At 63.0% G+C, this 26992-nt stretch carries 29 protein-coding genes and 2 pseudogenes; 17 read left to right on the plus strand and 14 right to left on the minus strand.

From position 1 onward, the window contains the following. Positions 1-86: 86 nt before the first annotated feature. Together gatD and EA462_RS06680 are read right to left on the minus strand one after the other, a co-directional pair. A complete protein-coding gene (gene gatD, locus EA462_RS06675) occupies positions 87-1391 on the minus strand; it encodes a Glu-tRNA(Gln) amidotransferase subunit GatD (RefSeq protein WP_124177774.1) in 1305 nt (434 codons plus the stop codon). A gap of 60 nt (positions 1392-1451) precedes the next feature. Further along, a complete protein-coding gene (locus EA462_RS06680; RefSeq protein ID WP_243641375.1) occupies positions 1452-1649 on the minus strand; it encodes a hypothetical protein in 198 nt (65 codons plus the stop codon). A 132-nt stretch (positions 1650-1781) separates the two neighbouring features. Between EA462_RS06680 and EA462_RS06685 the strand changes: the two genes are divergently transcribed. After that, positions 1782-2381 carry a DUF456 domain-containing protein gene (locus tag EA462_RS06685; RefSeq protein ID WP_124177776.1) on the plus strand — a complete coding sequence of 200 codons (600 nt, stop codon included), beginning with the start codon at positions 1782-1784 and terminating at the stop codon, positions 2379-2381. 65 nt (positions 2382-2446) lie between these two features. On the opposite strand, the gene EA462_RS06690 is transcribed toward EA462_RS06685, so the two are convergent. Together EA462_RS06690 and EA462_RS06695 are read right to left on the minus strand one after the other, a co-directional pair. Next, positions 2447-3106 carry an ArsR/SmtB family transcription factor gene (locus EA462_RS06690; RefSeq protein ID WP_124177777.1) on the minus strand — a complete coding sequence of 220 codons (660 nt, stop codon included), beginning with the start codon at positions 3104-3106 and terminating at the stop codon, positions 2447-2449. 96 nt (positions 3107-3202) lie between these two features. Next, positions 3203-4000 (minus strand): hypothetical protein, encoded by a 798-nt coding sequence (locus tag EA462_RS06695; protein ID WP_124177778.1) that lies wholly within the window; start codon positions 3998-4000, stop codon positions 3203-3205. Positions 4001-4250: 250 nt separating this feature from the next. On the opposite strand from EA462_RS06695, the gene EA462_RS06700 reads away from it, so the two are divergent. From EA462_RS06700 to EA462_RS06715, 4 genes are all read left to right on the plus strand, one after another. Beyond that, entirely contained in the window at positions 4251-4661 is a 411-nt protein-coding gene (locus EA462_RS06700; protein ID WP_124177779.1) for a DUF5802 family protein, read from the plus strand. Between the two features lie 29 nt (positions 4662-4690). Then, positions 4691-5629: a Vms1/Ankzf1 family peptidyl-tRNA hydrolase gene (locus EA462_RS06705; RefSeq protein ID WP_124177780.1), complete on the plus strand. Its 939-nt coding sequence runs from the start codon at positions 4691-4693 to the stop codon at positions 5627-5629. 77 nt (positions 5630-5706) lie between these two features. Next, the gene (locus EA462_RS06710) at positions 5707-6741 is read left to right on the plus strand and encodes a DUF1611 domain-containing protein (RefSeq protein WP_124177781.1); all 1035 of its coding nucleotides are present in this window, start codon (positions 5707-5709) and stop codon (positions 6739-6741) included. Next, positions 6738-7778, plus strand: a complete 1041-nt coding sequence (locus tag EA462_RS06715) for a dipeptide epimerase (RefSeq protein WP_124177782.1) — start codon at positions 6738-6740, stop codon at positions 7776-7778. Before EA462_RS06710 ends, EA462_RS06715 begins: the two co-directional genes overlap by 4 nt. Positions 7779-7802: 24 nt before the next feature. Here EA462_RS06715 and cofC read toward each other — a convergent pair whose 3' ends face one another. The 3 genes from cofC to EA462_RS06730 form a co-directional block, all read right to left on the minus strand. After that, positions 7803-8483 (minus strand): 2-phospho-L-lactate guanylyltransferase, encoded by a 681-nt coding sequence (gene cofC / locus EA462_RS06720; protein WP_124177783.1) that lies wholly within the window; start codon positions 8481-8483, stop codon positions 7803-7805. Between the two features lie 177 nt (positions 8484-8660). Further along, entirely contained in the window at positions 8661-9839 is a 1179-nt protein-coding gene (locus tag EA462_RS06725) for a tubulin/FtsZ family protein (RefSeq protein WP_124177784.1), read from the minus strand. A 197-nt stretch (positions 9840-10036) separates the two neighbouring features. After that, on the minus strand, positions 10037-10921 hold the full coding sequence (locus EA462_RS06730; protein ID WP_124177785.1) for a complex I NDUFA9 subunit family protein: 885 nt from the start codon (positions 10919-10921) through the stop codon (positions 10037-10039). 156 nt (positions 10922-11077) lie between these two features. Between EA462_RS06730 and tmk the strand changes: the two genes are divergently transcribed. The 6 genes and pseudogenes from tmk to EA462_RS06755 all read left to right on the plus strand — a co-directional run bounded on the left by tmk (position 11078) and on the right by EA462_RS06755 (position 14884). Next, positions 11078-11689 carry a dTMP kinase gene (gene tmk / locus EA462_RS06735; RefSeq protein WP_124177835.1) on the plus strand — a complete coding sequence of 204 codons (612 nt, stop codon included), beginning with the start codon at positions 11078-11080 and terminating at the stop codon, positions 11687-11689. A gap of 271 nt (positions 11690-11960) precedes the next feature. Beyond that, entirely contained in the window at positions 11961-12818 is an 858-nt protein-coding gene (gene pstB / locus EA462_RS06740) for a phosphate ABC transporter ATP-binding protein PstB (protein ID WP_124177786.1), read from the plus strand. A 232-nt stretch (positions 12819-13050) separates the two neighbouring features. Further along, positions 13051-13242 (plus strand): annotated as a pseudogene (locus EA462_RS17545) (DsrE family protein); the annotation flags it as partial. Positions 13243-13399: 157 nt separating this feature from the next. Continuing rightward, positions 13400-13510, plus strand: a pseudogene (locus tag EA462_RS17880) (hypothetical protein); the annotation flags it as partial. Beyond that, positions 13490-13804 (plus strand): helix-turn-helix domain-containing protein, encoded by a 315-nt coding sequence (locus tag EA462_RS17885; RefSeq protein WP_394341819.1) that lies wholly within the window; start codon positions 13490-13492, stop codon positions 13802-13804. The pseudogene EA462_RS17880 and the gene EA462_RS17885, both read left to right, overlap by 21 nt. A 129-nt stretch (positions 13805-13933) precedes the next feature. Beyond that, the gene (locus tag EA462_RS06755) at positions 13934-14884 is read left to right on the plus strand and encodes a phytoene/squalene synthase family protein (protein ID WP_124177787.1); all 951 of its coding nucleotides are present in this window, start codon (positions 13934-13936) and stop codon (positions 14882-14884) included. 120 nt (positions 14885-15004) lie between these two features. Here EA462_RS06755 and cruF read toward each other — a convergent pair whose 3' ends face one another. Genes cruF through EA462_RS06770 form a run of 3 tightly spaced genes read right to left on the minus strand, consistent with a single transcriptional unit; the run spans position 15005 to position 18382 of the window. After that, positions 15005-15901 (minus strand): bisanhydrobacterioruberin hydratase, encoded by an 897-nt coding sequence (gene cruF, locus EA462_RS06760; RefSeq protein WP_124177788.1) that lies wholly within the window; start codon positions 15899-15901, stop codon positions 15005-15007. Beyond that, on the minus strand, positions 15894-16808 hold the full coding sequence (locus EA462_RS06765; RefSeq protein ID WP_124177789.1) for a prenyltransferase: 915 nt from the start codon (positions 16806-16808) through the stop codon (positions 15894-15896). The genes cruF and EA462_RS06765 overlap by 8 nt, the downstream gene beginning before the upstream one ends. Positions 16809-16819: 11 nt before the next feature. Beyond that, entirely contained in the window at positions 16820-18382 is a 1563-nt protein-coding gene (locus EA462_RS06770; RefSeq protein WP_124177790.1) for a phytoene desaturase family protein, read from the minus strand. A 193-nt stretch (positions 18383-18575) separates the two neighbouring features. Here EA462_RS06770 and EA462_RS06775 point away from each other — a divergent pair, with 193 nt between their 5' ends. The 3 genes from EA462_RS06775 to EA462_RS06785 all read left to right on the plus strand — a co-directional run bounded on the left by EA462_RS06775 (position 18576) and on the right by EA462_RS06785 (position 21105). Then, positions 18576-19382 carry a hypothetical protein gene (locus EA462_RS06775; protein WP_124177791.1) on the plus strand — a complete coding sequence of 269 codons (807 nt, stop codon included), beginning with the start codon at positions 18576-18578 and terminating at the stop codon, positions 19380-19382. A 119-nt stretch (positions 19383-19501) separates the two neighbouring features. Further along, complete coding sequence (locus EA462_RS06780) at positions 19502-20563, plus strand: glycosyltransferase (RefSeq protein ID WP_124177792.1); 1062 nt, start codon at positions 19502-19504, stop codon at positions 20561-20563. Between the two features lie 71 nt (positions 20564-20634). Further along, positions 20635-21105 carry an HIT family protein gene (locus tag EA462_RS06785; RefSeq protein WP_124177793.1) on the plus strand — a complete coding sequence of 157 codons (471 nt, stop codon included), beginning with the start codon at positions 20635-20637 and terminating at the stop codon, positions 21103-21105. Positions 21106-21170: 65 nt separating this feature from the next. On the opposite strand, the gene trpB is transcribed toward EA462_RS06785, so the two are convergent. Continuing rightward, positions 21171-22322, minus strand: a complete 1152-nt coding sequence (trpB, locus tag EA462_RS06790; RefSeq protein ID WP_124177794.1) for a tryptophan synthase subunit beta — start codon at positions 22320-22322, stop codon at positions 21171-21173. Between the two features lie 204 nt (positions 22323-22526). Here trpB and EA462_RS06795 point away from each other — a divergent pair, with 204 nt between their 5' ends. Continuing rightward, positions 22527-22829 carry a HalOD1 output domain-containing protein gene (locus tag EA462_RS06795; protein ID WP_165872027.1) on the plus strand — a complete coding sequence of 101 codons (303 nt, stop codon included), beginning with the start codon at positions 22527-22529 and terminating at the stop codon, positions 22827-22829. A gap of 71 nt (positions 22830-22900) precedes the next feature. On the opposite strand, the gene EA462_RS06800 is transcribed toward EA462_RS06795, so the two are convergent. The 3 genes from EA462_RS06800 to EA462_RS06810 form a co-directional block, all read right to left on the minus strand. Then, the gene (locus EA462_RS06800; RefSeq protein WP_124177795.1) at positions 22901-23089 is read right to left on the minus strand and encodes a hypothetical protein; all 189 of its coding nucleotides are present in this window, start codon (positions 23087-23089) and stop codon (positions 22901-22903) included. 13 nt (positions 23090-23102) lie between these two features. Further along, positions 23103-23297, minus strand: coding sequence for a DUF7511 domain-containing protein (locus tag EA462_RS06805; protein ID WP_124177796.1), 195 nt, complete (start codon positions 23295-23297; stop codon positions 23103-23105). A gap of 263 nt (positions 23298-23560) precedes the next feature. Then, entirely contained in the window at positions 23561-24685 is a 1125-nt protein-coding gene (locus tag EA462_RS06810; RefSeq protein WP_124177797.1) for a S1C family serine protease, read from the minus strand. A gap of 156 nt (positions 24686-24841) precedes the next feature. Between EA462_RS06810 and EA462_RS06815 the strand changes: the two genes are divergently transcribed. Continuing rightward, positions 24842-26191 (plus strand): tRNA pseudouridine(54/55) synthase Pus10, encoded by a 1350-nt coding sequence (locus tag EA462_RS06815; RefSeq protein WP_124177798.1) that lies wholly within the window; start codon positions 24842-24844, stop codon positions 26189-26191. 69 nt (positions 26192-26260) lie between these two features. Continuing rightward, on the plus strand, positions 26261-26941 hold the full coding sequence (gene rnhB, locus EA462_RS06820) for a ribonuclease HII (protein ID WP_124177799.1): 681 nt from the start codon (positions 26261-26263) through the stop codon (positions 26939-26941). Positions 26942-26992 lie beyond the last annotated feature (51 nt).

Consider the following 26992-nt stretch of genomic DNA (forward strand, 5'->3'; position numbering starts at 1 on the left):
TGCGTCGGCAATGATTTACAGTAAACCGTATCAGGGATCAGAACCCGCGTTTCCTCTGCCTCGAGCGAGCGCTTTCGCGAGTCACCTCACTCCCAGGGAACGGATCGCCGCTGGAGTTCGCCGGCGAGGGACGTCTCCATCGCCGCTTCGACGTCATCGGCGTTCTCGAGCGCCCACATGAGCTTGACTTTCGCCGTTCCGGGGAGCGTATCGCCGGCCTCGATGACGCCCGCATCGAGGAGATCCCGACCGGTGTCGTAGACTCGATCACAGACCCGGCCCTCGAGACACTGGCTGGTCATGACGACCGTCGTTCCGTCCGCGATCAGCTCTTCGATGCGCGGAATCAGGTCGGTGTGAACGTGACCGAGCCCGGTTCCCTCGAGGACCAATCCCGCCGATCCCTCGACGACATCGAAGAACGCGGGGTCCATCCCGGGCGTGAACTTCAGGAGTTCGACGTCGCTCTCGAGCGATTCGATCGCGATCGGGGAGTCTCGTGGCTCCGACGCTCGATCGTCCGATCCGTCCGACGAAGTGTCGCCGTCGACGCGCGACCTGTACTCCCGGCGGAAACTGATCTCGCCGGTGTCGTAGTCCACCGCACCGAGCGGCTTTGCACCGACCGTCTCGAAGGCGTCACGCCGGGAGGTGTGATTCTTGCGGACGCGAGTTCCTCGGTGGAGCGCACAGACGTCGTCGCTTTCGGATCCGTGCATGCAGACCAGAACCTCGGCACAGTCGCCCTTCGCCGCTTCGACGGCACAGACGGCGTTCATCACGTTGTCCGAGGAGGGGCGATCGGCCGACCGCTGGCTGCCGGTGAACACGATCGGAACGGGCGTCTCGAGCGTGAATGCGAGAGCCGACGCCGAGTACTGCATCGTGTCGGTTCCGTGCATGACGACGACGCCGTCGGCACCGGCGTCGATCTCCTCGGAGACGGCCTCCGCGAGGTCGCTCCAGATCGTGGGATCCATGTTCTCCGAGAGGATGTTCGCCACGACCCGGCCCCGGTAGTTCGCGCGGCCGGCGAGGTCCGGAACGGCACGAAGGACGTCCTCGGCGTCGAACTGGGCAGTCACCGCACCGGTCCGGTAGTCGACCGTCGAGGCGATGGTTCCGCCGGTCGAGAGCAGTGAGATCGTCGGCAACTCGTCGTCGAACGCGATCTCGGAGGTTCCGTCTGCGTCCGTTCCCGCGGCGTCCGTGCCGTCGATCTCGTAGACGTCCTCCGCGAGAACGTCTACGTCTGTCCCGTCTCGATCGACGCCGACGTTGTAACCTCCGTCGAGTTTTACGACGAGGTGGTCGTCCGTGCTGGAGGGGAGCAACACGCCTTCGTACGTTCGGTCCGCGCGGTCGACGCGGACGCGATCGCCTGGGTTCATGGATCGAGATTTCGTCCCATCGGACTTGAAGCCACGCTTTCGTCCGTCGCGGATCGGCGGCTATATCAAAATTCCAACGGCGATCAGGCCGACTCCGAGCAAGAAGAGAACGCCGACGATCAGCGCCGTCAACAGTCGAACGGACGCGAGGGAGCCCTCGGTGAGGTCGAGACGTGGATAAAGGTACCGCACACCGGAGAGGAGGCCGACTCCGACGGCGATCGACATGACTCCGAACGCAACCAGTTCGACGTTCACCCTCACCTCTATCATGCTCGCCGTGAAAAAACGTGATCCCTTTTCTCAGCCGACAACACTCTGTTTCGTTCCGACGGACGGTTCACTGGTGGATGGGAAAAGTCCATGGTGCCCGGTCGAGACAGCTACCGTATGACCGACCGCTCTGACGAGCTCACTGAACGTCGAGAGACGGACTCGAGTCAGGACATCCTCGAGGAAACCGATCGACTGCTCTCGGAGTCGGAAGCCGGTGACGCGTCGTCCGAACGCCGCTCGCACGAGCGGGCGGACCGTCAGCACGCGGACGAACATCGAGAGACGGCGACGGAACATCATCAGCCGATGGACGAGCCATCGACGGCGACCGGCGGCTCGAGATTTCGGCCGAGCAGGTCACTGGGAGAGTACTTCTCCCCCAAAGCGTTTTTCGCGCTGGCCCTCCTCGTCAGCGCCGGTCTCCTCGCCGGACAGACGCTCTCTCCGATCGGCAGCATCGGACGGATCGGCGGTATGTTCGCCATCGCGTTCTTCGTTGGCCTACTCACGTCGAAACGACGCTATCTCGAGGTGAGCGCCGTAGGCGTTTCGGTGGGCGCAGTGGCGATGGTTCTCTTCGATTTTACCCTCGCCGTGGTGGGCTCCGGTCGACTCCTGGTCGCCATCGGTGCGGCGGTCGGTCTGGTCGCGACCGTCGCCGGCTACTACTTCGGTCGAGACCTGCGTGACGGACTGGTACGTGACGTTAACTAGTCGAGACACTCGCCCTGACTGGGGTCGCTGAGGGCGCCGACGTTCCGACGGCCGAAACGCGTCGATCACCCGTTGGTCGTCAGCTCCCAGCCTCGTTCCGTTCGACGAACGATACCCTCGTCGGCCATCCGCTCGAGTAACTCGGCGACGACCTCCCGCGGGACATCGAGGTCACCGCCGAGTTCACCGACCGACCGCGGTTCGGTTCGAATTCTCGCGAGCAGATCCGCGTAAATGCGGCTCTCCGGCCCACCGCCGACCTCCTCCGAGACCTGATCGAGGACGTCACAGAGGCGGCTCTGGACCCATCGCTGGGCGAGCGAGAGTTCGTTCTCGAGCTGTTCGAGGTCTTCGAGCGCGCCGAGGAGTTCGTCGAGCTCGTCGGTGTTGTCCCAGGAGATGTCGAGCGAGAGGTGCCGACAGGTCGTGATGTCGAAGCTATTGTTCGCGGGATACGCGCTCTTGCTCGCGAATCCGTAGGGTGAGACGTTGACCTCGAGTCGAACGTTCCGGGCGATGTGGAAGTACTTCCGGCGCTGATCGTCGACCCTGCTCTCGATCAATCCGGCCTCCTCGAGTTTTCGAAGGTGCTCGATGACCGCTTTGGGACTCACGCTGAGATACTCGGAGATTTCGGTTACGTAACAGGGTTTGCGGGCGAGGAGTCGAAGGATTCGCCTTCTGTTCTCGTTACCCAGCAAATCCAACAACGCCGCGGAGTCCATCGGGTGACGGTAAGGCCTCAGCGCTGAAAAGCGTGTCTGCTCGTCGGAGAACCGTCGGTGGAAACGGACGAGGCCGGCGGAAATCGCCCCTCCTCGTCACTGTCCGGGCGTTTCATCTGCCGATCCAGCACCGGTATCCGAAGAGGCGGTATTCGGTCCGTTCGAAGTCCCTCGGTCGTCCTCGTCCGCCCCGGTCTCGTTCCGGTCCGTTCCATCATCGGTCCCATTCGGAGTCGGTCCGTCGTCTGCGGTCTGGGTTGTTCCGTTACCGTCTCCGGTTTCCCGGTCGTCCGGTGTAGAGTCCTGTCCGGGAGGCGTGTCGATTCCGCTCTGTCCGGGAACACCGTCGTCTCCGTCGGTCGACGGACCGCCCGGTTGTCGATCGAAGCCGGCGACACCCCGTGCGATCGTTGCGACCTCGGGCCCGGCGAGTTCGGACGCGTTCGCCCGAAGCTCGTCGAGTCGATCGCTCTCGAGGCCGGTTTCGTTCGCCCGCGGGATGGTCCGGTCGACCGACTGCTCGAGAGATGCGACCTCGACGGACAGTCTCGTTATTCGGGCGTTGTACTCCGCACTCGAGAGGTTCGTCGCGTTCTCGCGAAGCTCCTCGCGTTCGGCCTGAAGCGCCGCCAGACGCTCTTCGAGGTCGTCCGTCCGGTCGCGTACGAGATCCGCTCGAGTGTCGTTGGCCGCGCTCTCGTATTCGGTTTCGAACAGCCCGGACTCGACGGTCGATTCGGCGTCTGCGGCGCTCGATTGCATGAACGACGAAACGGAGACGGTTTCGTTCGAATCGGCGTCGGAATCGGACTCGGTTTCCGCGGCCGATCCGACGACACCGGCCACCGGAGCAACCGTTAGCCCGACCGTAATCAGGACGACCGCTACGACCATCCGAAAGCCACGCATTGGGAGAGCCCTCGACGGAACATTGTAAAAAGGCGACCAGTCGTTCGAACCGTTCACGTGATATCTTGGACACCCGAGCGACTCGGAAAGCGTTTACGGTCCACTCATAGAGTTTTATTCACAGTGTCGGTGGTAAACACCGTCGATCGGATCGTCACCAGTACGGGTTGATAGCACGACTACTTACGTTTGTTCGAAAATAGTTAAACCGATCGAGATCGTGTGCCTAGTTAGCATGTTCGAAGTGTTCTCTGGAAGCTACTATCTGGGACGTCTCTACGTGACGCCGACGAACGCGGAGTCCGCGTTCATGCACAGCGATCAGCACGAACGGATCAACGAAGAAGTGTACGCGACCGGCCACGGGGTAGAACGGCTCGATGCACCGCTCGTCATGAAACTCGAGAACCGCCACTTCCCGGTTCACGGCGACGACGCCGTCCCGTCGGATACGCTCGCCGTTCCGGAGACGATGCTCGAGGAAACCCGGATTCGAAATCCGCCATCGCTTCGCGAGGTATTTCTCGCCCGACGCGAACGCGCCCGGCAGTTGCTCGAGTTCGCGGGTGGATGGCAGCCGTCGGGTGACGACTCGGACGCGACCACCGGCTCGAGTTCCGACGACTACCCGAACGCCGGAACGTAAAAGTACCCTCGCTTCGCGTGTTCGCCCGGATGTTCGACGTCGACCGGTTGCTCGGACGCGCATCGCTCAAAGAGCGGATCGACGAACTCGAGGACGAAACGGAGCGCCTGCGGTCGCGCTACGAAGCCGAATCCGAGCGCAGGGCAACAGCAGCCACGGCCAGACAGGAGGCCGAAGAGACGATCAACCGGCTCGAGGATCGGATCGCCCAACTCGAAGGGGAACTCGAGCGCGTCGATGGCGTGGACTCCGGACTCGAGTTTCGCTCGCGCGAGCGGATGCGGGGAACCGAACTCGCGGACGTACTCGACCGGCTCGCGTCGATCCGAACCGCCCCGGAGGGAGCGCTCACGGCTGTCGTCTCCGACGGCGAGACGGGCGTGGGCCACCGCGGCGTCGACCTCGATGACGTCCTGGGCGAACGGGCCGCGCTCCTCGACGACGCCTCGCCGTGCGTGTGCTACGTCGACGATGCTGGCCTCGTCTCGGTCGCGCTGAGGCCGCCGATTCTGCCGGCGATAGAGCCGACGTGGGACGACCGCTTCGCCGTCGACCGCGAGTGGTTCCTGGGGACCGACCGGTACGTCCTCGCGCTGGTCAGAGCAGATCTGTTCGCACTCGGCGTTTACGACGGCGACGAACGCACCGCGTACCGCGGCTTCGAAAGCGACGTCAAAGGAGCGCACTCGAAGGGAGGGTTCTCGCAGGCCCGGTTCGAACGGATCCGCGACGATCAGATCGACGACCATCTCGAGCGCTGTCGAGCGACCCTCTCCGAGTACCGATCCGATCGTCCGGGCGACGAACCGCTTTACTTGACGGGACAACGTGGCGTAATCGACACGCTCGTCGACGACGGGACTCTCGAGCCGGACGCGACGACTGCGGTCGATGCGACGGGCGATCCGAAGTCGGCGCTCGACGACGCCCATCGCTCGTTCTGGACGACGGACGTTCTCGTTCTGTAACCGTCTCGAGGGGTCGGCGGTGCGGACGCCCTCAACCGTCGTCCAGACTTAAGTCCTCCCCGTCGCTAGCCGCGTGTATGCGCGTTGCAATTCTCGCTCACGAGCTGTTTCCCAACGAGGCGAAAACCGCACTCGGCGTCCTTCGGTACGCCGACGACGAGATCGTCGCGGTGTTAGATCGCGACAATCCGAACCGACGGGTCAACGAGTTCGTCCCGGACGTTCAGGATGCACCGATCGTGACCGGGATGGACGACCTCGAGGACGACGAGGTCGACGCACTGCTGATCGGCGTTGCCCCCATCGGTGGCGGCTTCGAAGAGAGCTGGCGCGAGGACGTCCGGAAGGCACTCGAGCGCGGTCACGACGTCATCTCCGGCCTCCATTACTTTCTCAGTGAGGACGATGAGTTCGATCGGTTGGCCGAGGCGAACGACTGTGAGCTCAGAGACGTTCGAAAGCCGCCCGAAGACCTGTCGGTGAGCGACGGTATCGCAAGCGACGTCGACGCCGAGGTGATCTTGACCGTCGGAACGGATTGCGGAGTCGGCAAGATGACGGCGACGATGGAACTGGTTGCCGACGCCCGCGAGGCGGGCTACGACGCGGCCGTCGTTCCGACCGGACAGACCGGGATCATGATCGAAGGCTGGGGAATGCCGGTCGATCGCGTCGTCTCCGATTTCACCGCCGGGGCCGTCGAAGAGATGATCCTCGAGGCCGGAACCGACCACGACTACCTCTTCGTCGAAGGACAGGGAAGTATCGTCCACCCGGCGTACTCGGGTGTCACCTGTGGTATCCTCCACGGAGCGATGGCCGACCGACTCGTCCTCTGTCACGATGCCGGACGGGAGGCGATTCACGGCTACGAATCGTTCTCGCTCCCGCCGCTCTCGCGCTATATCGACCTCTACGAGGACCTCGCTGCACCCGTCAGCGAGTCGCGCGTCGTTGCGGGGGCGCTCAACACCTCGGGACTCGAGGATAGCGTGGCTCGCGAGGCCGTCAACGAATACGAAGCCGCGATCGACGCACCGGCGACCGACGTCATCCGCTTCGGAACGGACGGCGTTCTCGAGACGCTTCTGGAATCCGGGTCGGACCGATGAGCCTCGAAACGTCCGTTCACCGGCGGTCGCTCCCGCTCGAGTATCCGTTTACGATCGCGCGCGGAACGGTAACCGAGACCGACGTCGTGACCGTCCACGTCGAGGACGGGGAGGGACGGATCGGGATCGGTGCGGCCTCGCCGGCGTCACACTACGGTGAGACCGCCGCCACGGTCGAGGCCGTCCTGCCGGATCTCCTCTCGATCGTCGAGGACGTAGACGATCCGAGCCAGCACGCGCGGATCGAGCGGCGAATGCGCGAAACGCTCCGGGAGAATCCCGCCGCACGGGCCGCCGTCAGCATCGCGCTTTACGACCTCGAAGCGAAGCGACTCGAGGTCCCGCTCTATCGCTACTGGGGCCTCGATCCCGCCGAGAGCCTCGAAACCTCCTACACGATCGGAATCGACGATCTCGAGACGGTACGCGAGAAGACGGAAACGGCTCTCGACCGCGGTCATGGGACGCTGAAAGTCAAACTCGGAACCGGCCGAGACGACGAAATCGTGCGAACGATTCGGTCGGTCGCTCCAGACGCGCGGCTGTTCGTCGACGCGAACGAGGCCTGGTCACCGCGTGAGGCGGTTTCGACGATCGAACGACTCGCTGAGTACGATCTCGCTTTGGTCGAACAGCCCGTCCCGGCTAGGAACCTCGAGGGACTGAAGTTCGTCTCCGATCGATCGCCGGTTCCGATCGCCGCCGACGAATCCTGTGTGACGCTCGCGGACATCCCGCAGATAGCTGACCGCTGTGACATCGCGAACCTCAAACTGATGAAGTGTGGCGGCCTGCGGGAGGCCTGGCGGATGATCCACGCCGCTCGCGCACACGATCTCGACGTGATGTGTGGCTGTATGACCGAGTCGAACGCCTCGATCGCGGCTGCCTGTCATCTCGCTCCGGCGCTCGATTATGCCGACCTCGACGGCTCACTCTTGCTTTCCGACGATCCCTACGACGGCGTACCGATCGTCGACGGTCGGATCGATCTCGAGGCGCTCGAACGTCCGGGGTCGGGGGCGGCTCCGACGTAACTCGGCTGACACGTACTTTCTCGATCAGCGGCTTCGAGAGTCCGCGGAGGTGGAATCCAGAGAGCGTTCGGTATCGACTCGCCCGTCGGTTCGCTCGAGTTCGAAGCCGAGCGCACGGAGGCACTCCGGTGACCGACCGGTGCCGTGAATCAGGACCTCGACGAGGTCCGCGGGTTCGTCGATATCAGTTCCGAGTCGAAAGGAGTCGATCGTCTCGAGGCTCGCACCCACTCCGTTCGCGGCGGCGCGGTGGTCGAGGTAGGACGCGCCGTGGTAGTCCGCTCGAAAATCGGGGTGGCGAACCACGAGCGCGTTCGTTCCGCCACCGCGACCGGGTGCGATCACGACGTCCGCGTCGGGACCGAACAATCCCTCGAGCGACTCCGGCGTTGCCAGCGCGAGATCGGCCATAACGACGGCAACTGGTTCGCCGGTCCGACCACGGCGCGGAAGTCGGGCGTCGACGGCGTCGGTCAGCGGTCGATCGTCGACCTCGACACGAACGGTAGAAGGGACGCCGACGAGGTCGTCATCGGACGAGAGTGGCGACGTCGCGACCACGGTCAGATCGTGGCCCGTTCGCGCGAGCGCCTCGAGCACGTCAGCGAGCATCGCTCGAGCGAACCGCGAGCGCTCGGCGGCCGAAAGCACGGATCGAAGGCGAGTTTTCGGCGTTTCAGCCGCGAACGGGACGACGACCTGCATTACTTCTGGCGACGGTTACGCGCACGGGCTGAAAAGGGCGTCGGAGTGAGCACGGAAACGAAACCGGATCGTCAGATCGGTAGAACACCGACACCGATCGAGCCGACCGCGAACCGTCGCCGCGTCGCTTCGTGTCCCCCGACACGTACTGTGTGGCCTGGTCTGTGCGAACCGCCGTTAGAACAGCGGTTCGAGTTCGTCTTCGTCGTCTTCGACGAGTTCCTCCAGGTTGTCCTGGCTTTCGGACTGGATGTCGTCAATGTTGTCCTGTGCCTCGATGGCGACCTGCTGGAGGCGTTTGATCCGCGGCACGTTCGTGACGCCCGAGAGCAAGATCGCTGCGGCGACCTCCGGTTCGCCGCGCGGGAAGTCCCCGCCCCGGACTTCCATGCTTCCGGTTTCCTCTTCGAGCCATTTTCGTCCGCGTTCGATTCCCTTTCGGTTTAAGTACTCGGACGGACCGGAGAGAACGAGCAGGGCGCGCTCGGTTCCCTCGATTTCACACGGAAGGGTGAGTCGGCCAAGTGCGGCCTTTCGGACGAGGCTCGTTATGCGATTCGTCGTGTTCGCGGCGTCGAGGTCGTCGCCGCTGCGGTCGTCGGTCGTAAACCGCGAGAGGAGCCCGCCACCGGAGTTGAGTTCGACCCCCTCGCTTGCGAATCCGACGGTCGAGACGCCACCGCCCGAGAGCGTGTTGATGATCTCGGAGGAGTCGACGACGCTCTCTGCCACGTCCTGCCCGCCGGTCACCTCGCCGGCCCCAAAGAGAATACCAAAGCGACGGACGATCTCCTCGTTGATCTGGTCGTAGCCGCCCTCGACGGACTCGCCGGTCTGTCGCCAGGAGTCGTTGTCGAAGACCAGCAGGTTGTCGACTTCGCGGACGAACGTCTGGAACGACCGCGCCGCATTGAGCGTGTAGATTCCACCCTCGTCGGTTCCCGGCAGGACACCCAGTCCGTAAACCGGAATCGTATAGATCCGTTTGAGGTGCTTTGCGAGGACCGGTGCGCCGCCCGATCCGGTGCCGCCACCCATGCCGGCAACGATCAGGAACGCATCGACTTCGTGGGTCGGAATCGAATCGATCGCGTTCTGAACTTCGTCGATATCCTCTTCGGCGATTTCCGCGCCGAGCTCGTTGTCCGCGCCGACACCGTGGCCTTTCACCCGGGCCTGTCCGATGAGAACGCGATTATCCTGCGGGATGCGCTCGAGACCCATGAGGTCAGCTTTCGCGGAGTTAACCGCGATCGCAGCGCGGACGATCCCGCTGTCCGTTCGATCGTCGTAATCGAGGAATCGATCGACGATCTTACCACCGGCCTGTCCGAATCCGATCATCGCCAGCTTCATTGTTTGTCAGGGGGCTCCGTTGGATTGGACCAGTGCGATTAAGACTATAAGTCTTTTGATGATGTGAATTTCTCGCACAATACAATGTCGCCACAAAACGGATGACTGCACCGGTATTTTCGCTCTACCGTTGATATATAATCTATCTTATGATGAATCGGACGTTCAACTTTATACGCAGCCAGGTTGACAAACGATTAGTTCGAATCAGCGCCGAGATAGGTTCGCAACGTCGTGAGGTCGTCCTCGTCGAGACCGAAGGCTGACACGTCGTTCTCTCCGACAGTGTTGTCGATTTCGAGCGACCGGGCCTGATCCGGGCCGAACGGAACGAACGGAACCGGGCCAACCGCGGCGAGACCGATCTTGGCGAGCGCCATCGGCACCGGGAGGATCGAAACGGGTTTGTCTTCGGCCTCGTACGCCAGCTCGGTGGCGTCGGCAAGCGTCACGACCTGCGGACCGGCGACCTCGTAGACGGCTCCGATGTGGTCGTCACTCTCGAGTGCGCCAGCGAGCACCGTGACGAGATCACCGACCCAGATCGGCTGGAACCGGGTTCGGCCACCCCCGGGCAGTCCGGTCACGTACGGCGTCGTCACCTGCGTGGTGAACTCGAGGAACTCCGCGCCGTCCCCGAAGACGACCGAGGGTCGGAAGATCGTCCAGTCGAGACTCGACTCCCGGACGACCCGTTCGGCTCGACCTTTGGCACGGATGTGATCGATCTCGCTGTTCGGATCGGCTCCGAGCGCACTGATCTGGACGAGCCGGTCGACGTCTCCCGCCTCGGCGGCACGGACGAGGTTTTCGGTGCCACCGAGATGGACGCGTTCCTGTGCGTTGTCGGGCGCTTGATACAGCGGCGAGAGCGCGACGAGGTTGACGACCTTGTCGTGATCCGCGACGGTGTCTACGATCGAATCGTACGCGGTGACGTCGCCTACCGCCAGCTCGACGCCGTCCCGAACATCATCGTCGGGAGTACGCGAGAGTGCCGTCACGTCGTGTCCGCGCTCTACCAGTTCGGCACAGAGGTTCGTTCCGATGAAACCGGTACCGCCTGCGACGAGGACCTTCATATCTACCGATGGTCCCGAAACGGTAAATAATTGACCGGCGACGCCCTGACTGTGGCGGCCCGAACACCTGCCGCTCCGGACGCCGTGTCGAACCCTCGAGACGGGGTCCCGTCGGAGGTCGAACGATACATGTATTCGGCCCGAGGACATCCGAGCATGCTGGTCACGCTCGAGGGTCTGGACGGAAGCGGAAAGACGACGGTCTGGGAGTCACTACAAGAAGTCCATCCGGAAGCGACGTTCACCCGCGAGCCGACCGACTCGTGGTACGGCGATGCTGTCTATCGCTCGATCGAAGACGACGATGCCGATCCGCTCGCGGAGCTCTTTCTCTACACCGCAGATCACGCAGATCACCTCTCGCGACTCGTCGAACCGGCGCTGGCGCGGGGCGATCACGTCGTCTCGGATCGCTACTCCGATTCTCGCTTTGCCTATCAGGGTGCAACGCTCGAGGCCTGGGCCGAACGCACGACCGAGCGCGGACTCGAAGATCCGCTCGAGTACGTCGTCGACGTTCACGAGCCGATCTCGATCGAGCCCGATCTGACGATATACCTCGACCTGGACGCGGAGACGGCCGCGGAGCGTGCGGGGACGACGAACAAGTTCGAACGCGCCGACTACCTCGAGTCGGTCCGGGAGAACTACGAACGGCTGATCGAACGCGACCCGGACCGGTTCGTCCGAATCGACGCGACTCGATCGCCGGAGGCGGTCCTCGAGCGGACGATAGACGTGCTGGAAACGAGGGGAGTGGATCGGTGACGGACGAACGGGGACGCACACGAATTTCCGTCCCCGTGGATCGACGGATCCGCCACCGACGTGCGAGTGTAGCGAAACCGACCGACGACAGTTCGTCCAGCTCGACCGTCTCGGCCAGGAACAACGGGAAGTAACACGTTCTCGCGCTCCGAATTCGCTGGGTTCGGCTCTCGGGGAAGACCATACATTGTCATACATAGTCACGGATGACAAAACGTAGACCACATAGCACGCTATTTACTCTCCGGCGGCCGTTCTGGAACTATCGTCTATGACTGCCAACGGCGGCCCGCGAACGGTATCGAAGTCGGGGACAGACGACGCCGAGATCGAATCGGTAACGGCGAACGACGTCCCGCTGGGATCGCCGCGCATCTCGGACCCCGTCATCGAGTCCCGTGATCTCGACGTCTACTACGGCGACGATCAGGCCCTTCACGGTATCAACATGGGGATTCCCGAACGAAAGGTCACGGCGCTCATCGGTCCGTCGGGCTGTGGGAAATCGACGTTTCTGCGATCGATCAATCGGATGAACGATCTCATCGATATCGCCCGAGTCGACGGCGAGCTTCGGTTCCACGGGAAAAACGTCTACGACGAGGACGTCGACCCCGTTGCGCTCCGACGGAAGATCGGGATGGTCTTCCAGAAACCCAACCCCTTTCCGAAGAGCATCTTCGACAACGTCGCCTACGGGCTCCGCGTTCAGGGAAAAGACGACGACATCGAAGACCAGGTCCACAGCGCCCTCGAGCGCGCCGCGTTGCTCGACGAGGTCGAAGATCAACTCGACTCGAGCGGACTCGACCTCTCCGGCGGCCAACAACAGCGGCTCTGTATCGCCCGTGCGATCGCGACCGATCCCGAGGTCATCCTGATGGACGAACCCGCCTCGGCGCTGGATCCGGTCGCGACCTCGAAAATCGAGGACCTGGTCGAAGAGCTATCGGCGCAGTATACGGTCGTGATCGTCACACACAACATGCAACAGGCGGCCCGGATCTCCGATACGACGGCCGTGTTTCTCACCGGTGGCAACCTCGTCGAGTTCGACGACACCAACAAAATTTTCGAGAATCCGGAAAGCGACCGCGTCGAGGACTACATCACCGGAAAGTTCGGGTGAGACGGATCGATACATCCACACTACGCCCCGAACACCGATTTCGATCCACGAGCGGCTAGTAAACGGCTACCCCGACGACGTCACAGCGACCGACGGTACCGACGCACCGGACAGAACATCGCGCCGTTTTTGCCGAAGAGATGGCTCCGTTCACAGCGGTTACATCAGATCCGACCGAAACCCCCGTCTCGCGCGAAACGCCACGGAGCGTGTTCTCTAGGCGAATCAGCTCGGCCTCGAGGCGACAAAGGAGTTCGCGCATGCGGAGGGCGACGAGGTCGAACTGATCTTCGACGGGGCCGGAACGCAGTGGACCCCGGAACTCGAGGACGAGGATAGCGACTATCACGAACTCTACCAAGCCGTCCAGGGCTACTCCGCCGCCTGTGACTTCCGTGCCGGCGCGTTCGGCGTCGAAGACGCGGACGGCCACTGGCGTTCGTCTCCGTGGATGCGGTCGGCGGCGTCACCGAGAGTGCAGCCGAACTCGAGGACGTGACAGTCCTCTCGGAACACGACGGCGAAACGTTCTCGAGGTAACGCTTGCAGGCGGAGTCGTCACGGCGCTTGCCGACCACGGGGCGATGATCCAGCGAATGGAGACCGACCGCGACGTGACCGACGTGGTCCTCGAGTTTCCGAACGGCCAATCCGCCAGATCGACGTACGATATGCTCGAAGATCGATTCGATCGCGTCGAACTGATACGGTACACCGAGGTCGAACGGCCGGTACAAACGCCTGCGAACGTTTCGGCGCGCCTCGAGTCGACGCTAACCGATCGACAGTTTCTGGCGCTTCGAAAGGCCTACTTTGCCGACTACTTCGAGTGGCCGCGCGCCGTCTCCGGCGAAGACCTCGCAGAATCGATGGGAATCGCTCGCTCGACGTTTCACCAGCACCTTCGTGGGGCACAGCAGAAGTTGCTTGAAGAGCTCTTCGACGGGGGTTTGGGGGCGGGAGCGACCGTGAATAGTAACGGTTAGCGGGATGGATAGCAACGGACGACTGAGGCGTGAGCTACGGTGTTTCCCTACTAGTGAGGGCTAGCTCTTTTATATATCTCTGTTGTAGGGATAGACCTGACAGCTGTCAAGCGGTCAACGACATAGAGAATGCAACAGGAACACATCGACGCAGGGAAGGCGATACAGAAGCGTACCGGAAAGACGTTCTACCTGGCAACCCGGTTTCTCCCCGAGCGGGTCCGGCACGCGACACACGTCCTCTATGCGTTCTTTCGAATCGCAGATGAGGTCGTCGACGACGCAGGCGGCGTCCCCCCCGAAGACCAGCGAGCGGAGCTAGAAACGCTACGAGCGCAGGCACTCGGTGAGACGGAGCCCGAAAATCCTGTTCTGAAAGCGTTTCAGAACCTTCGCGGGCGCTACGACATCGCAGACGAGGAGATAACGGAGTTCATCGACGCGATGGCGACGGACATTACCACGAGTCGGTATGAGACATACGCCGACCTCGAGTCCTACATGCGCGGTTCGGCCGCGGCCGTAGGCGTGATGATGACCGCGATCATGGAGCCGGAGACGGAAGAAACCGCCCTTCCGCACGCGATCAAGCTCGGAGAGGCGTTCCAGCTGACGAACTTCCTGCGGGACGTTCGCGAGGACGTGCTCGAGCGCGACCGGATCTACATCCCACAGGAGACCCTCCGAAAACACGGCATTTCGAGCGAGGAGATCGAGGCGCTCGAGTGTTCCGACGGCTTCAAAGCAGCCATGAGCGAGGAGCTAAAACGAACAGAGAAACTGTACAGAGAGGGCGTCGCCGGTATACGCTATCTCCCCACAGACTGTCAACTGCCGGTCTTGCTCGCCGCCGTTCTCTACGCCGAACACCACGCACTCATTCGATCACAGGGGTACGACGTACTCGCGAGCGAACCGTCGCTGTCGACCTGGCGGAAACTCCTGTGTCTCGCGAAGACGCGCTGGCACTGGCACTGGAACCGCGATCCCGAAGCCGTCTTCCAGCGGGTTTCGGCCGTTCCCGTCTCGGACGCCGAAGCGCTCGATTCGAGGTTCGGTGGTCGAATACCGACACGGTGACGAGCGTCGTGCCAGTGGCGTCTTTTTCGAGTGCCTTTCATACGGTCTGTTGTAAGTCAGTACCGGCGTATCCGGAGACCGGGTGCCGGGTGCGTCGGTAAACAGTTACAGCAGACCGTATCAGCGACGACCGGGGAACGACGTTCGGACCATCTCGAGGTCGTAACGGTCGGTTCCGAACAAGCCGAGACAGAACAGTCCTGCGACGCCGGCGGCGAGCCAGTTGCTATAGAGCAGGTTGATCGTCCCCCAGAGCAACACGAAGCTCACCAGATCGTCGAGAACGAACTCGCAGTCGCGAACGCGCTCGAGCAGGGCTCGACGATCGAACGCGAGATCGACGAGTACGACGGCCACCGTCCCAGAGAGGACCCAGCCGACGTAGTTCGACACCGGGACGCCGTAGTAGACGCCCGGCGGAACGAACGCCCAGAAGCCAATTGCGACGGCGGCCGGATCGAGCACGAGATCGATCGCGACGACGGCGGCGATCGCGGCCGGGATCCGGTAGTGAGCGGCGTCGCTTCGGTCGCCCAGGATCAACAGCGTGAGCAGGTACGCGTTGATGACGAGCGGAATAAAAAACAGCGGCAACGCCAGCGGCACCGCGTCTAACAGCATCGGTCCGAGCTGAATCGTGTATTCGAACGCACCGTAGGGCCAGTCCGTTCGAACGCCGACGATCTCGATCGCGTAGGTGTAGACGGTGAGAACGCCGAGACAGGCCAGCGCCCATCCCCCGATTCGCGGGAGCAGTCCAACGACGAGCGGCGACCGCATCACGAGCGTTCCGAAAAGAATAAACAGCGGATTGTACGCGAGCGGGGCCGGTAACAGCCCTTCGGCGCTCGCAACCAGTGTCACCGCGCCGACGAACGGGAAGACGACGGCGATCGTAAACCGGTTCTCTCGAATCAGGCCCTCGAGTCGGTGCTGTACGCTTCCTCTCGTCCAGCTTCCCCGTTCGTTCGCAGAGCCTGCTTCCGTCGCGGATTCGGTGTTTTCGGGATTACCCACGGACGATCACCAGGAGTCCGCCGATCGTCAACACCGCGCCGACGACCGTGTTGATCGCCGGAAACCACCAGTACGCACGGTCGACGGCCACGCTCGAGCCGGCGACGACCGCGGTGAGTGCGGGGTAGGCGAGCATGACGAGACCGAGCCGGTAGTCTACGGCGGCGAAGGCGGCCGCGCTGGCGAGCCAGCACGCACCGCAGTAGGCGTACGTTCGATTCTCATCGAGGACGGTCGCGGTCGTACGAATGCCGGCCTCTCGATCCGGTTCGATGTCCGGAACCGCCGAGAACGTGTGCATTCCCATTGCCCACAGCCAACCGCCGAGGATTGCGAGCACCGGTGGCTGAACGCCCGAGACGGCGGCGTAGGCCACGATGCCGGGCGTGACGTACAGCCCGTTCGAAACCGAATCGAGACCGGGCGTCGTCTTGAACCGAGCCGGCGGCGCGCTGTAGGCCGCACCGAGGACGAGAAAGGCCACCAGCCACGGCCAAGCCGCCGTCGGAAGAACTACGAGAAACGAGAGGGGAACGACTGCACAGAGTGCAACGACGACGGGAACGTAACGCTGGCCGCCATAGCGAGCCTCGCGCTCCGATTTCTTCGGATTCTCCGCATCGATCTCGCGGTCGTACACGTCGTTGATACCGTAGAGGAAGACGTTCGCCGGAACCAGAAAATACGCGAACAGAGCAACGGTGACGGGCGAAAACAGCTGGCCGGTCGTCTCGGCCGCGTAGGCGACGCCGACGAGAACCGGTCCGGCGAGATAGAGCCAGAATCGCGGCCGCGACAGCGTCAACAGGTACGAAAGCTCACCGCGAAACCTCCCGATACCGCCGTTGTTTCCGTCACCGCCCCCGTTCCCGCTCTCGCCGCTCGCGGTCGTCGAATCCGCACTCATACTCGCCGCGCTCACGTTGCCTCCGGAGTTCCGTGATCTGTGACCACCGCATCGGCGGTCAACTGGCCGCTGATGAGACACATCGGCATCCCGATTCCGGGTGTCGTGTCCCCGCCGACGAAGTAGAGGCCATCGACCTCGCTCGAGCGGTGGGGCGGCCGGAACAGCGCCGTCTGACGGAGCGTGTGCGCCAGTCCGAGGGCCGTTCCCCGAAAGCTGTTGTACCGCTCGGCAAAATCGTCGACACAGAATCGCTCCTCGAAGACGATCCGGTCGCGAAGCTCCGTGCCGGTGTGAGCCGCGATATCCGTGAGGATCCGATCACGGTACTCCTCGCGAATCTCCGGCGTGTCCTCGAGTCCGGGCGCGATCGGAACGAGGACGAAGAGCGCGCTGTGATCGGGTGGGGCGACGTCCGCGTCGGTTTTCGAGGGGACACAGAGGTAGTAGGCGGGATCGTCCGGCCACTGGGGGTCCTCGAAGATCCGATCGAAGTGATTCTCCCACTCTGGCGGGAGTACGAGCGTGTGATGTGCCAGTTCGTCGACGTCGCCCTCGACGCCGAGATAGAGCAAAAACGCCGACGGAGCGTAGGTCCGTGACTCCCAGTAGCCCTCGTCGTAGCTCCGATTATCCGGTGTGAGCAGGTCCCGCTCGGTGTGTGCATAGTCCGCGTTACTGACGACCAGATCCGGTCGAAGCGGTCCCGTCGCCGTCTCGAGGATGAACGCGCCTTCGCGACCTTTGATCGCCGTCACCGGGTGTCCGGTCTCGTACTGGACACCGAGTTCCCGGCCGAGTTCTTCGATCGCGTCGATCACGCGACCGATCCCACCCTCGGGATACCAGACGCCGAGGTTGAAATCGACGTGGCTCATCAGATTATAGAGGGCCGGTGTGTTACTCGGAGAGCCGCCGAGAAACACGAGCGTGTACTGCATAATCTGCTGGAGCCTGGGATGGTCGAAGTACTCCTCGACGTGACCTTGCATCGAGCCGAGCAGCGACAGGCCGCGTGCCTGTCGCGCCACGTCGAGATCGAGAAAGTCCCGTACGCGTGAGCGATCCTCGTAGACGAAGTGTTTCATCCCGACCTCGTAGTTCTCTCGCGACTTCTCGAGGTAGCGCTCGAGCGCGTCGCCCGCACCCGATTCGTACTCCTCGAAGAGCGCTTTCGTTCGCTCGAGGTCGGGCGTGATGTCGATCCGGTCGCCGGTCGAATGGCTCGGCTCTTCGTGTGTCGCGCCGCTCGGGGCGTCCGCAGGAGGTGCGTTTTCAGCTCCCTTGAAAAAGATTCGGTAGTGCGGATCGAGCTGTGTGAGTTCGTAATAGTCCGTCGGCGTCCGATCGAAGTCCGCGAAAAACCGCTCGAAGACGTCGGGCATCAGATACCAGGAGGGCCCCATATCGAACCGGAATCCGTCCCGCTCGAGCCGGCTCGCCCGACCGCCGAGTTGCTCGTTTTTTTCGACGACGCGTACGGTGGCTCCCGAATCAGCCAGATAACACGCGGTAGAGAGCCCACCGATTCCGCCGCCGATCACGACGACGGACGCTCCGGAAAGCGATTGCATGTTCGTATCGACTGTCGGAGCGGTGATAAATGTACGTCACACCTATGTAGGGTTTGCAAACGTCCACGAATCCGTACACCTCGTCGGATAGCCGATTCGACGGGACGTCGAACGCCGTCGACGGTAGTCCGTCGCTATTCGCGGTCAATTGGTGTGCCTAACAAAGCGCACCGAACGGCGAGTCATCGACGAGATGTCGGACAGGGATCGGACAGGATACGAGGAGTCGGTCGTGATCGTACTCGTGACCGCATCGGTCGTCCTCGGTACGTTCGGACTGACTGTGGCCGTCGCCGGCCCCGACTTCGGCGGCTCGAGTGCCACCGACGTCCTCGAGACGGAAAACGAAAGCACCGACGGGACAGGCTCTGCGAACGATGCCACCGATCCGATGGATGAACACGGGTCGCTGGACCCGGAGAACGCCGACGAAACGGACGGCGTAACCGACGCGGACGACTCCGAAGGCGACGACGGCGAAGCCGACGACGACCGTTCGAACGAACTCGAAGAGTCGAACGAAACTGACGGTGAGACGGATGACGACGATCGGAATGAGACGGATGACGACGATCGGAATGAGACGGATGACGGCTCGGGAGTGGTCGACGGTGAGGCCGACGAGGAAGACGACAGTCCGGACGATGGTGAGGATAGCAACGACGAGGCGGGCGCGGATACGGACGCCGAGGGTAGCGACGAGAGTTCCGACGACGACGGTGATTCGGACGAAGCCGACGACGATCGGGACGGAACGGACGACCTCGATGGCGTCGGTAGTGACGACGAGGCCGCCGAAGCGAGTGGAGACGACAGCGAAGCGGAGGATGGCGATAGCGAGAGCGCTGACGAAGCGGACGACGATACGGTTCCCGGCGTCGATACCGAGCCCGGACCTGATTCCGACGATGTCGGCATCGGAGACGGCGTAACCGACGTTCTCGAGGAAATCACGTCGGTCGTCGAGGATGCGGTTTCGTTCGGTGAGGAACTGGGCTGACTCCTCGAGAGCGGAGGAGATGGCGAAAGCGGGGGTGACCGAGCCATACGAGGAGCGGCACCCGGACGAAGCGAGCGAAAGAAGTGACTTTTTATCCCGGCGATGCGTCCCGACCGCATATGCGCGTCGCGTTCGTCTCGTTCGAGACGATCTATCACCGAGACACCGAGACGAACCAGCGTATTCACTCGCTACTCGAGTTGCTCCGTGATCGGGGACACGACGTTCACCACTTCTGTGCGGCGTTCTGGGACGGCGAGATAGACGTTTTCGAACGCGACGAGATCACCTACCACGGCGTCTGTCACAGTCTCGAGGCAAGTTCCTCGTTCCTGCTCCGGCTTCCGGTTGCAATCGCAAGGACGTCGCCGGACGTGGTTCACGTCGGTGCTCGTCCGCCGGGCCAGGCGGTCGCGGCGAGCTGGGGTGCGACGATCGCTCGCGCGCCGACGTTGCTCGAGTGGTACGGCGACGGCGGCGTGTCGAACACCTGGTGGAGCCGCCGCGCGGCCAACTCCGTCGACCGAATCATCACGCCGTCGGACCTGGTGACGACCTGGGTTCGAGAGCTGGGTGTCGATCCCGGTAAGATCGACGTCGTGGCGAACCCGATCGATCTCGAGCGGATCAGGGCGGTCGATCCCGCCGAAAACGTCGACGTGATCTACGCCCGCAGACTAGACGAGGACGCGAACCTCGAGAGCCTGTTTCTCGGCCTCGCGGAACTGCGCGGCCGGGACTGGCAGGCGACCGTCATCGGTGACGGACCCGAACGCGAGACCTACGAACGACTCGCGACCGATCTTCGGATCGACGACCGGGTCACGTTCGCCGGGGATGCCCCGCTCGACGAGCGGATCGCGGCCTACCGGGGTGCACACGTCTTCGCACAGACCGCCGAGCACTGCGTGTTTCCGACGGAGATGCTGTGGGCGCTGGCATCGGGCTGTATCGGCCTCGTCGAGTACCACGCAGAATCGAGCGCACACGAACTCGTGGAAGGATGGGACCGTGGGTTCCGAACCACGAGCGAAGAAGAACTCGCCGACGCTATTCTCGAGGCCAGTGATCTCGAGCACCGCGAGTACGACGAGCGGTTCGAAGAGTACGATATCGACGACGTCTGCGACCGCTATCTCACCACCTACCGTGCGTTACAGAAGTCGTCGGGACTGTTGTGAGCGAACAGCACCCACACCGATCGATCGCCACGAGAGAATAGCTCTCTGGTGACACTCGAGAACGTGTCGGTATGGACGACTGTACGTTCTGCCGGATCGCGGCCGGAACCGAGCCCGCATCCGTACTCTTCGAGGACGAACGGACGATCGCATTCCTCGATACACAGCCGGCCGTCACGGGACACAGCCTCGTCGTTCCTCGTGAGCACGAAGTCGAGTTGCTGACGGCGGAGTCATCGACGACGGAAGCGGTGTTTCGAACGGTTCGAACGGTCGCGAGCGCCCTCGAAACGGCGTTCAAGCCCGACGGATTCAGCGTCTTTCACAGCACCGACAATCTGGTCGGGACCGTCGAACACGCACACGTTCATCTGGTCCCTCGGTATGAGACGGACGACGTCTCGCTGTCGCGACACGGGTTCGACGACGAAGAGGCGGCGACCGTCACGGGTTCGAAACGCCTTGAAAACGGACGCCGTGTGAGCGACACGGCCGGGTATACGGTTCCTGAAGAGCAGGTCGTTTCATACGGATTACTGTGACGATTTACCGGCGCACCCGCGACCCGGGCGGCGGGTGCGTCGGCAATGATTTACAGTAAACCGTATCAGAGATCGAACTTCGTCGCGGCGGTCTCCATGTCCTTGTCGCCCCGCCCGGAGAGGTTCACGAGGATCGTCTCGTGTTCACCTGTTTCGGCCAGTTGAATCGCTCGAGCGATGGCGTGACTGGACTCGAGAGCCGGGATGATTCCTTCGGTCTCGGAGAGTTCACGGAGCGCGGCGAGGGCCTCTTCGTCGGTCACGCCGTGGTATTCACAGCGGCCGACGGCCCGGAACATGGCGTGTTCGGGACCGACACCCGGATAATCGAGGCCGGCCGACACCGAATGGACCTCGACGTCGTCGTCGATGACGCGCGTTTTCATTCCGTGGATGACCTCGTCGGTTCCATTCACGAGCGGCGCGGCGTGGCGTTTCGAGTCGGAACCCTCGCCGCCACCTTCGGCTCCGTAGAACGCCACGTCGTCGTCACGGAACGCGTGGAACAGACCGATCGCGTTCGATCCGCCACCGACGCAGGCGACGGCGGCGTCGGGTAGCTCGCCCGTTCGATCGAGAATCTGCTCGCGGGCCTCCGTCCCGATGACGCTCTGGAAGTCCCGAACCATTCGCGGGAACGGGTCCGGGCCGACGACGCTCCCGACGAGATAGTGGGTGTCGTCGACGTTCTGAGCGAAATCCTCGAGCGCGGCGTCGACGGCGTCGGCAAGCCCTTCGCCACCGCGGGTCACTTCGTTGACCCGGGCCCCCATGAGTCGCATTCTGAAGACGTTCATCTCCTGGCGCTCGACGTCCTTTTTTCCCATGTAGATCTCCGTCTCGAGGCCGAGCAGGGCACCGACCATCGCGGTTGCAGTGCCGTGTTGGCCCGCACCGGTTTCGGCGATTATCCGCCCTCGACCGGCGCGTTTTGCGAGCAGCGCCTGTCCGAGACAGTTGTTGATCTTGTGTGCGCCGCCGTGGAGGAGGTCCTCGCGCTTGAGATAGATCTCGGCACCGTACCGATTGCTCAGGTTCTCGGCGTAGTACAGCGGTGTTGGTCGGCCGGCGAACGATTCCAGACGGTCGCGAAACTCGTCTTGGAACGCGTCGGTTCCGGCGACGTCGTCGTAGGCGCTCGCGAGCTGCTCGAGTGGGTCCTGAAGGGGGTCAGGAACGTATCTCCCACCGTAGCCGTCGAATTCTCCGTCGGGCATACTCGTCCACTTTCGCGTTCACCGTAAAGTAAGTTCTGTGCCGACTCGAGAGCGACCGCTACGGTTCCAATCCGCCAGACGAATCGTGCTAATGTGAACACTCGACATGCTCTCGAGTGGGAACGAACGGCGTCAGACGGAGAGCAGACGTGCGTCAGTGGACGAACACCCGTTTTTATATGTCAGTGTCTGGCAGCCCCGGATATGACTCATCCGCAACTGTGTCTCGAAATCGCCGAGGAAATCGCTTCGCAGGAGGGAGTGACTCCCGAAGCGCTCTCCCCTCCGCTGTACGAGGTCGTCGATACGGAGGCCCTCCAATCTCTCTTCGATCCGAACGATCCCGACCGGTGTCCGGTTTCGGTCGAGTTCACGTACGAGGGATACACGGTACGTATCGACGGAGCCAACGACGTCACGGTCACGCCCTGTCGGTCCGACAGCGTAGATCGAGACGGCGACGGTGGACTGCCCGCCGACGCACGGTCGTTGTGTCGCTCTGGCTGATACGGTCGGCTGTACCGAGTTCTCGGAGCGACCACGGGACGGCACCCGGTCGATCCGGAAATGACTTCGGATTATTGCGATCGAGACGCCGGATACTCGTGGCCGACGACGAGCGCGAGAACGTTGATCGCGAGGAGGCCGAGAAAAACCGAGAGCATGGTCACTGAATCGATTCCAGTGAAAAAGACCGGGAGGTACGCAACGGGCAGGAGAGTTCCGAGCCAGAACCCGGCCGCGGTAACCGAGTCGTTCAGGTGCATGGCTTCGAGAGTCTCAGCGTACTGACTCGAGATCGACGAAGTCGTCCCCACGCGCCGTAACCCAGGCGGATCGAAGCTCCGCTTCGGTTGCATCGGTGGGAAAGACGGCGCATTCGTCGGGATCATCGTCGTTTTCGACGACAGCGTGCTCGAGTCTGATCGACGGGTTCGGAGCATCGGACGGGCGAGAGTCGACGTCGGGAGTCATGTGATAGCGGGCACCTCCACGTACCAGCAGAGCGTACGCACAGACACACCATTGTTATCGACGTATTACTCGAGCGAAGGCAGCCACTCCCGCTCCGGACGGCCACGTTACTGCCAGTTCGATCAGGTGAAAAAGAGTTCCACGAGAAGTAACGTGTTCGGTGTGGGACGACCGGAACACGCCGAGTAGGCAACCCCTACGATCACGAAATGCGAACGTTCGGCGGCGAAGAGCAGTGCGTTGAAGCGTCCGCTCGGCGGGTCCTAGCCCTGCGAGCGCGCGCCGAGATCCAGCGACTCGGACGTCTCGGAACCGTCGCGCCGAAGCGTTATTTCCAGCGTCTCTCCGGGACTCGTCTCGAGGGCGAGAACGGTCGAAAGTGCGTGTCGGTCGGGAATCGGGTGTCCGTTCATCTCGACGATAACGTCGCCGCCGATTGGAATCGGTTCTCCGTGCTCTCTGGTAACCCGGTCGGCACCCTGAAGAACGCCATCGGCCGGGCCGCCGGAAACGACCTCGGTGACGATGACGCCGGTCGCCTCCTCGAGATCGTTCGTTTCAGCGATGATCCGATCGACGGACGCGAGTCGGATCCCCATATACGAGTGTTCGAACTCGCCGGTTTCGATCAGTGCAGGGACCACCCGATCGGTCAGGGCGGCGGAGATGGCAAAGCCGATGTTGTCGCCGCCGCCCGCGTTGATGACGCCGACGACGTTCCCGTCCAGATCGACGAGCGGACCGCCGCTGTTTCCCGGATTGACGGCGGCGTCGGTCTGGACGACGTTCGGGAACGAGAAGGTTCGTCCGGGCGCATCGACGGTTCGTTCGACGCCGCTTACGATACCGGAGGACATCGAGCCCTCGAGGCCGTAGGGATTTCCGATTGCGAGTACCTGCTGGCCGACCGACGGACTGTATTCGGCCACCGAGAGCGGTGTTGCCGACGATGGAACGTGGTCTGCTTCGAGAACGGCCAGATCGCTGAACGGATCGGTACCGACGAGTTTGGTGTCCGTCCAGTCGCCGTTGATGTACTGGAGATCGACCTCTTCGCCGTCTGCAACGACGTGGTCGTTCGTCACGATGTGGCGGTCGTCGTATACGAACCCAGATCCCTGGCCGCGCCCTTCGCCGCCCGTGAGCGGGTTGTCGACGCCGAACACTCGGACCTGTGTGACCGAATCGATGATCGCATCGTAGACGTCGGTGAACCCGGCGTCGGTTTCGAGTTCCCCGTCGGTTTCGTGCGTTGCACTCTGTTCCTGTGAGGAACTCCCCTCGACGGCGCTGTCGCGCTGGGGTGCCGCACAGCCAGCCAACACGCTCGCGAAACCACCACCCGCGAGCGAGAGGAGACGCCGGCGATTCAATCGATGGTCATCCATACTCGACGGATAGGACCCCACCCATTTGAACGCCGGGGGAACGTTCGTGACGCGCGTCGACGACGAGAGCGGACGCCAGAACCGAGTCGATCGCGACTCGACATCGTGGCCAGACGAAGGGAAAGCGTGTTACCCGCGGCCACCCACTCTCGCGACATGATCACGGAAGACGTTCGCGCGCTGTTGGCGACGGGGGCCGTCTGTGACTCCTGTCTCGGTCGTCCGTTCGCTGAACGGAGCTTTGGACTGACGAACGCCGAACGCGGTCGGGCGCTTCGAACCACGGTCGCACTGGCCGACGACGACGATTTCGAACCGGACACCCCTGGCGATTGCTGGGTCTGCGAAGGATACTGCGGAACGTTCGATGCGATCGCTGATGCCGTCGTCGACGCGCTCGAGGGAGTGGCGTTCGCGACCTACCAGGTCGGCTCGCAGGTTCCGCCGCTGGTCGAAGAGAACGAGCGGCTCCTTCGCGATGACGCCGACCTCAAGCCAGACGTCGGTGAGTCGATAAAACGCGAGGTGAACCGGGAAGTCGGTCGACGGATCGGCGCACGAACCGGGACCGAGGTCGATTTCGATCGACCGGACGTCCTCGCCGTCGTCGATCTCGAGGGGTTCGACCCGTTCGAAACGCTCGAGTCGAACCGAGTCACGAGTCACGCGGTCGACGTCCAGGTCAACCCGGCGTTCGTCTACGGCCGGTATCGAAAACTCGAACGCGACATTCCCCAGACCGAGTGGCCCTGTCGGGAGTGTGGTGGCAGCGGCGTCCAGCTTGGCGACGACGGCGAAGAGCCCTGTGACTACTGCGGCGGCTCGGGCTACATGTACGAGACGAGCGTCGAGCAAGTCGTCAGACCCCACGTCGTCGAGGCGATGGACGGCGACGAGGGGACGTTCCACGGCGCTGGTCGGGAGGACGTCGACGCTCGAATGCTCGAGGGAGGGCGACCGTTCGTCCTCGAAGTGAAACGACCGCGGATCCGCGATCCGGACCCGGCCGACCTCGAACGCGAGATCAACGCTGCGGCCGAGGGGGCGGTCGAAGTCGACGGGCTCCGGCTCGCGACCTACGAGATGGTCGAGCGCGTCAAAGAACACGACGCGAGCAAACAGTACCGCGCCGACGTCGTCTTCGAGAACCCCGTCGACCGCGACGCGTTCGAGGCCGTACTCGAGGAGCTCTCGGGAACGACGGTCGAGCAGTACACGCCCCAGCGCGTCGACCACCGGCGGGCGAACCTCACGCGCGAGCGAATCGTCTACGAGATCGGCGGTGAACTGCTCGAGCCGACGCGTGCGGAGGTCAGAATTCACGGCGCAGGCGGCCTCTACGTCAAAGAACTCATCAGTAGCGACGACGGTCGTACGGATCCGAGCCTCGCCGGGTTACTCGAGACCGGCGCGGAGGTGACCGCACTCGACGTCACCGGCGTCGACGGAGAAGACGAACCCTTCGAACTCGAGGAGTACTTCCGGGACGAACCGCGCGCGACGTGACGCCTCTCGCGACGGACGAGCCGTCCGGACCAGAAAACGATTTACCGGCCGGGACCCCACCGTGAGCGTATGCCATTCGGCGTCGACGAGGCCGGAAAGGGACCCGCCCTGGGATCGATGTTCGCCGCGGCCGTCTCCCTCGAGGATCCCGAGTACCTTCCGGAGGGAATCGCTGACTCGAAGCGACTGACGCCGGAACGACGGGAGGAACTCGCCGCGACGCTGCGCGACGACGACCGGATCGCCGTCGGCGTCGCTGAGATCACGCCGGCGCGGATCGATCACCCGGAGACCGACATGAACTCGCTGGCCGTCGACGCCCACGCCGGGGCGATCGACGACGCGTTCACCGACTGTGACCTCGACCCGTCGGAGGACTCTTCGATCGGCGGCCTCTGTGACGCCTGTGATACCGACGCGGATCGGTTCGCCCGCCGAGTGACCGAGGCGTGTTCGTCCGAGACCGACCGTCGGCTGGATCTCGAGGCGCGCCACGGCGCGGACGAGGATTCTCCGATCGTCGGTGCGGCGAGCGTGATCGCGAAGGTCGAACGCGACGCCCACGTCGACGCCATCGCCGCGGAGCACGGCGACGTCGGTAGCGGCTATCCGAGCGATCCGACGACTCGAGAGTTCCTCGAGACCTACGTCGACGATCACGGCGACCTCCCGCCGTTCGCGCGCGAGTCGTGGTCGACGTGTGCCGACGTGCTCGCGGCCGCAGAGCAGACCGGGCTCGAGCAGTTCTGAGGGCGAAACGGAACTCGAGCAGTTCTGGCGGTCGTCCGAACCATCCGCCGT

The sequence above is a fragment of the Natrarchaeobius halalkaliphilus genome (assembly GCF_003841485.1).
Taxonomy (GTDB): domain Archaea; phylum Halobacteriota; class Halobacteria; order Halobacteriales; family Natrialbaceae; genus Natrarchaeobius; species Natrarchaeobius halalkaliphilus.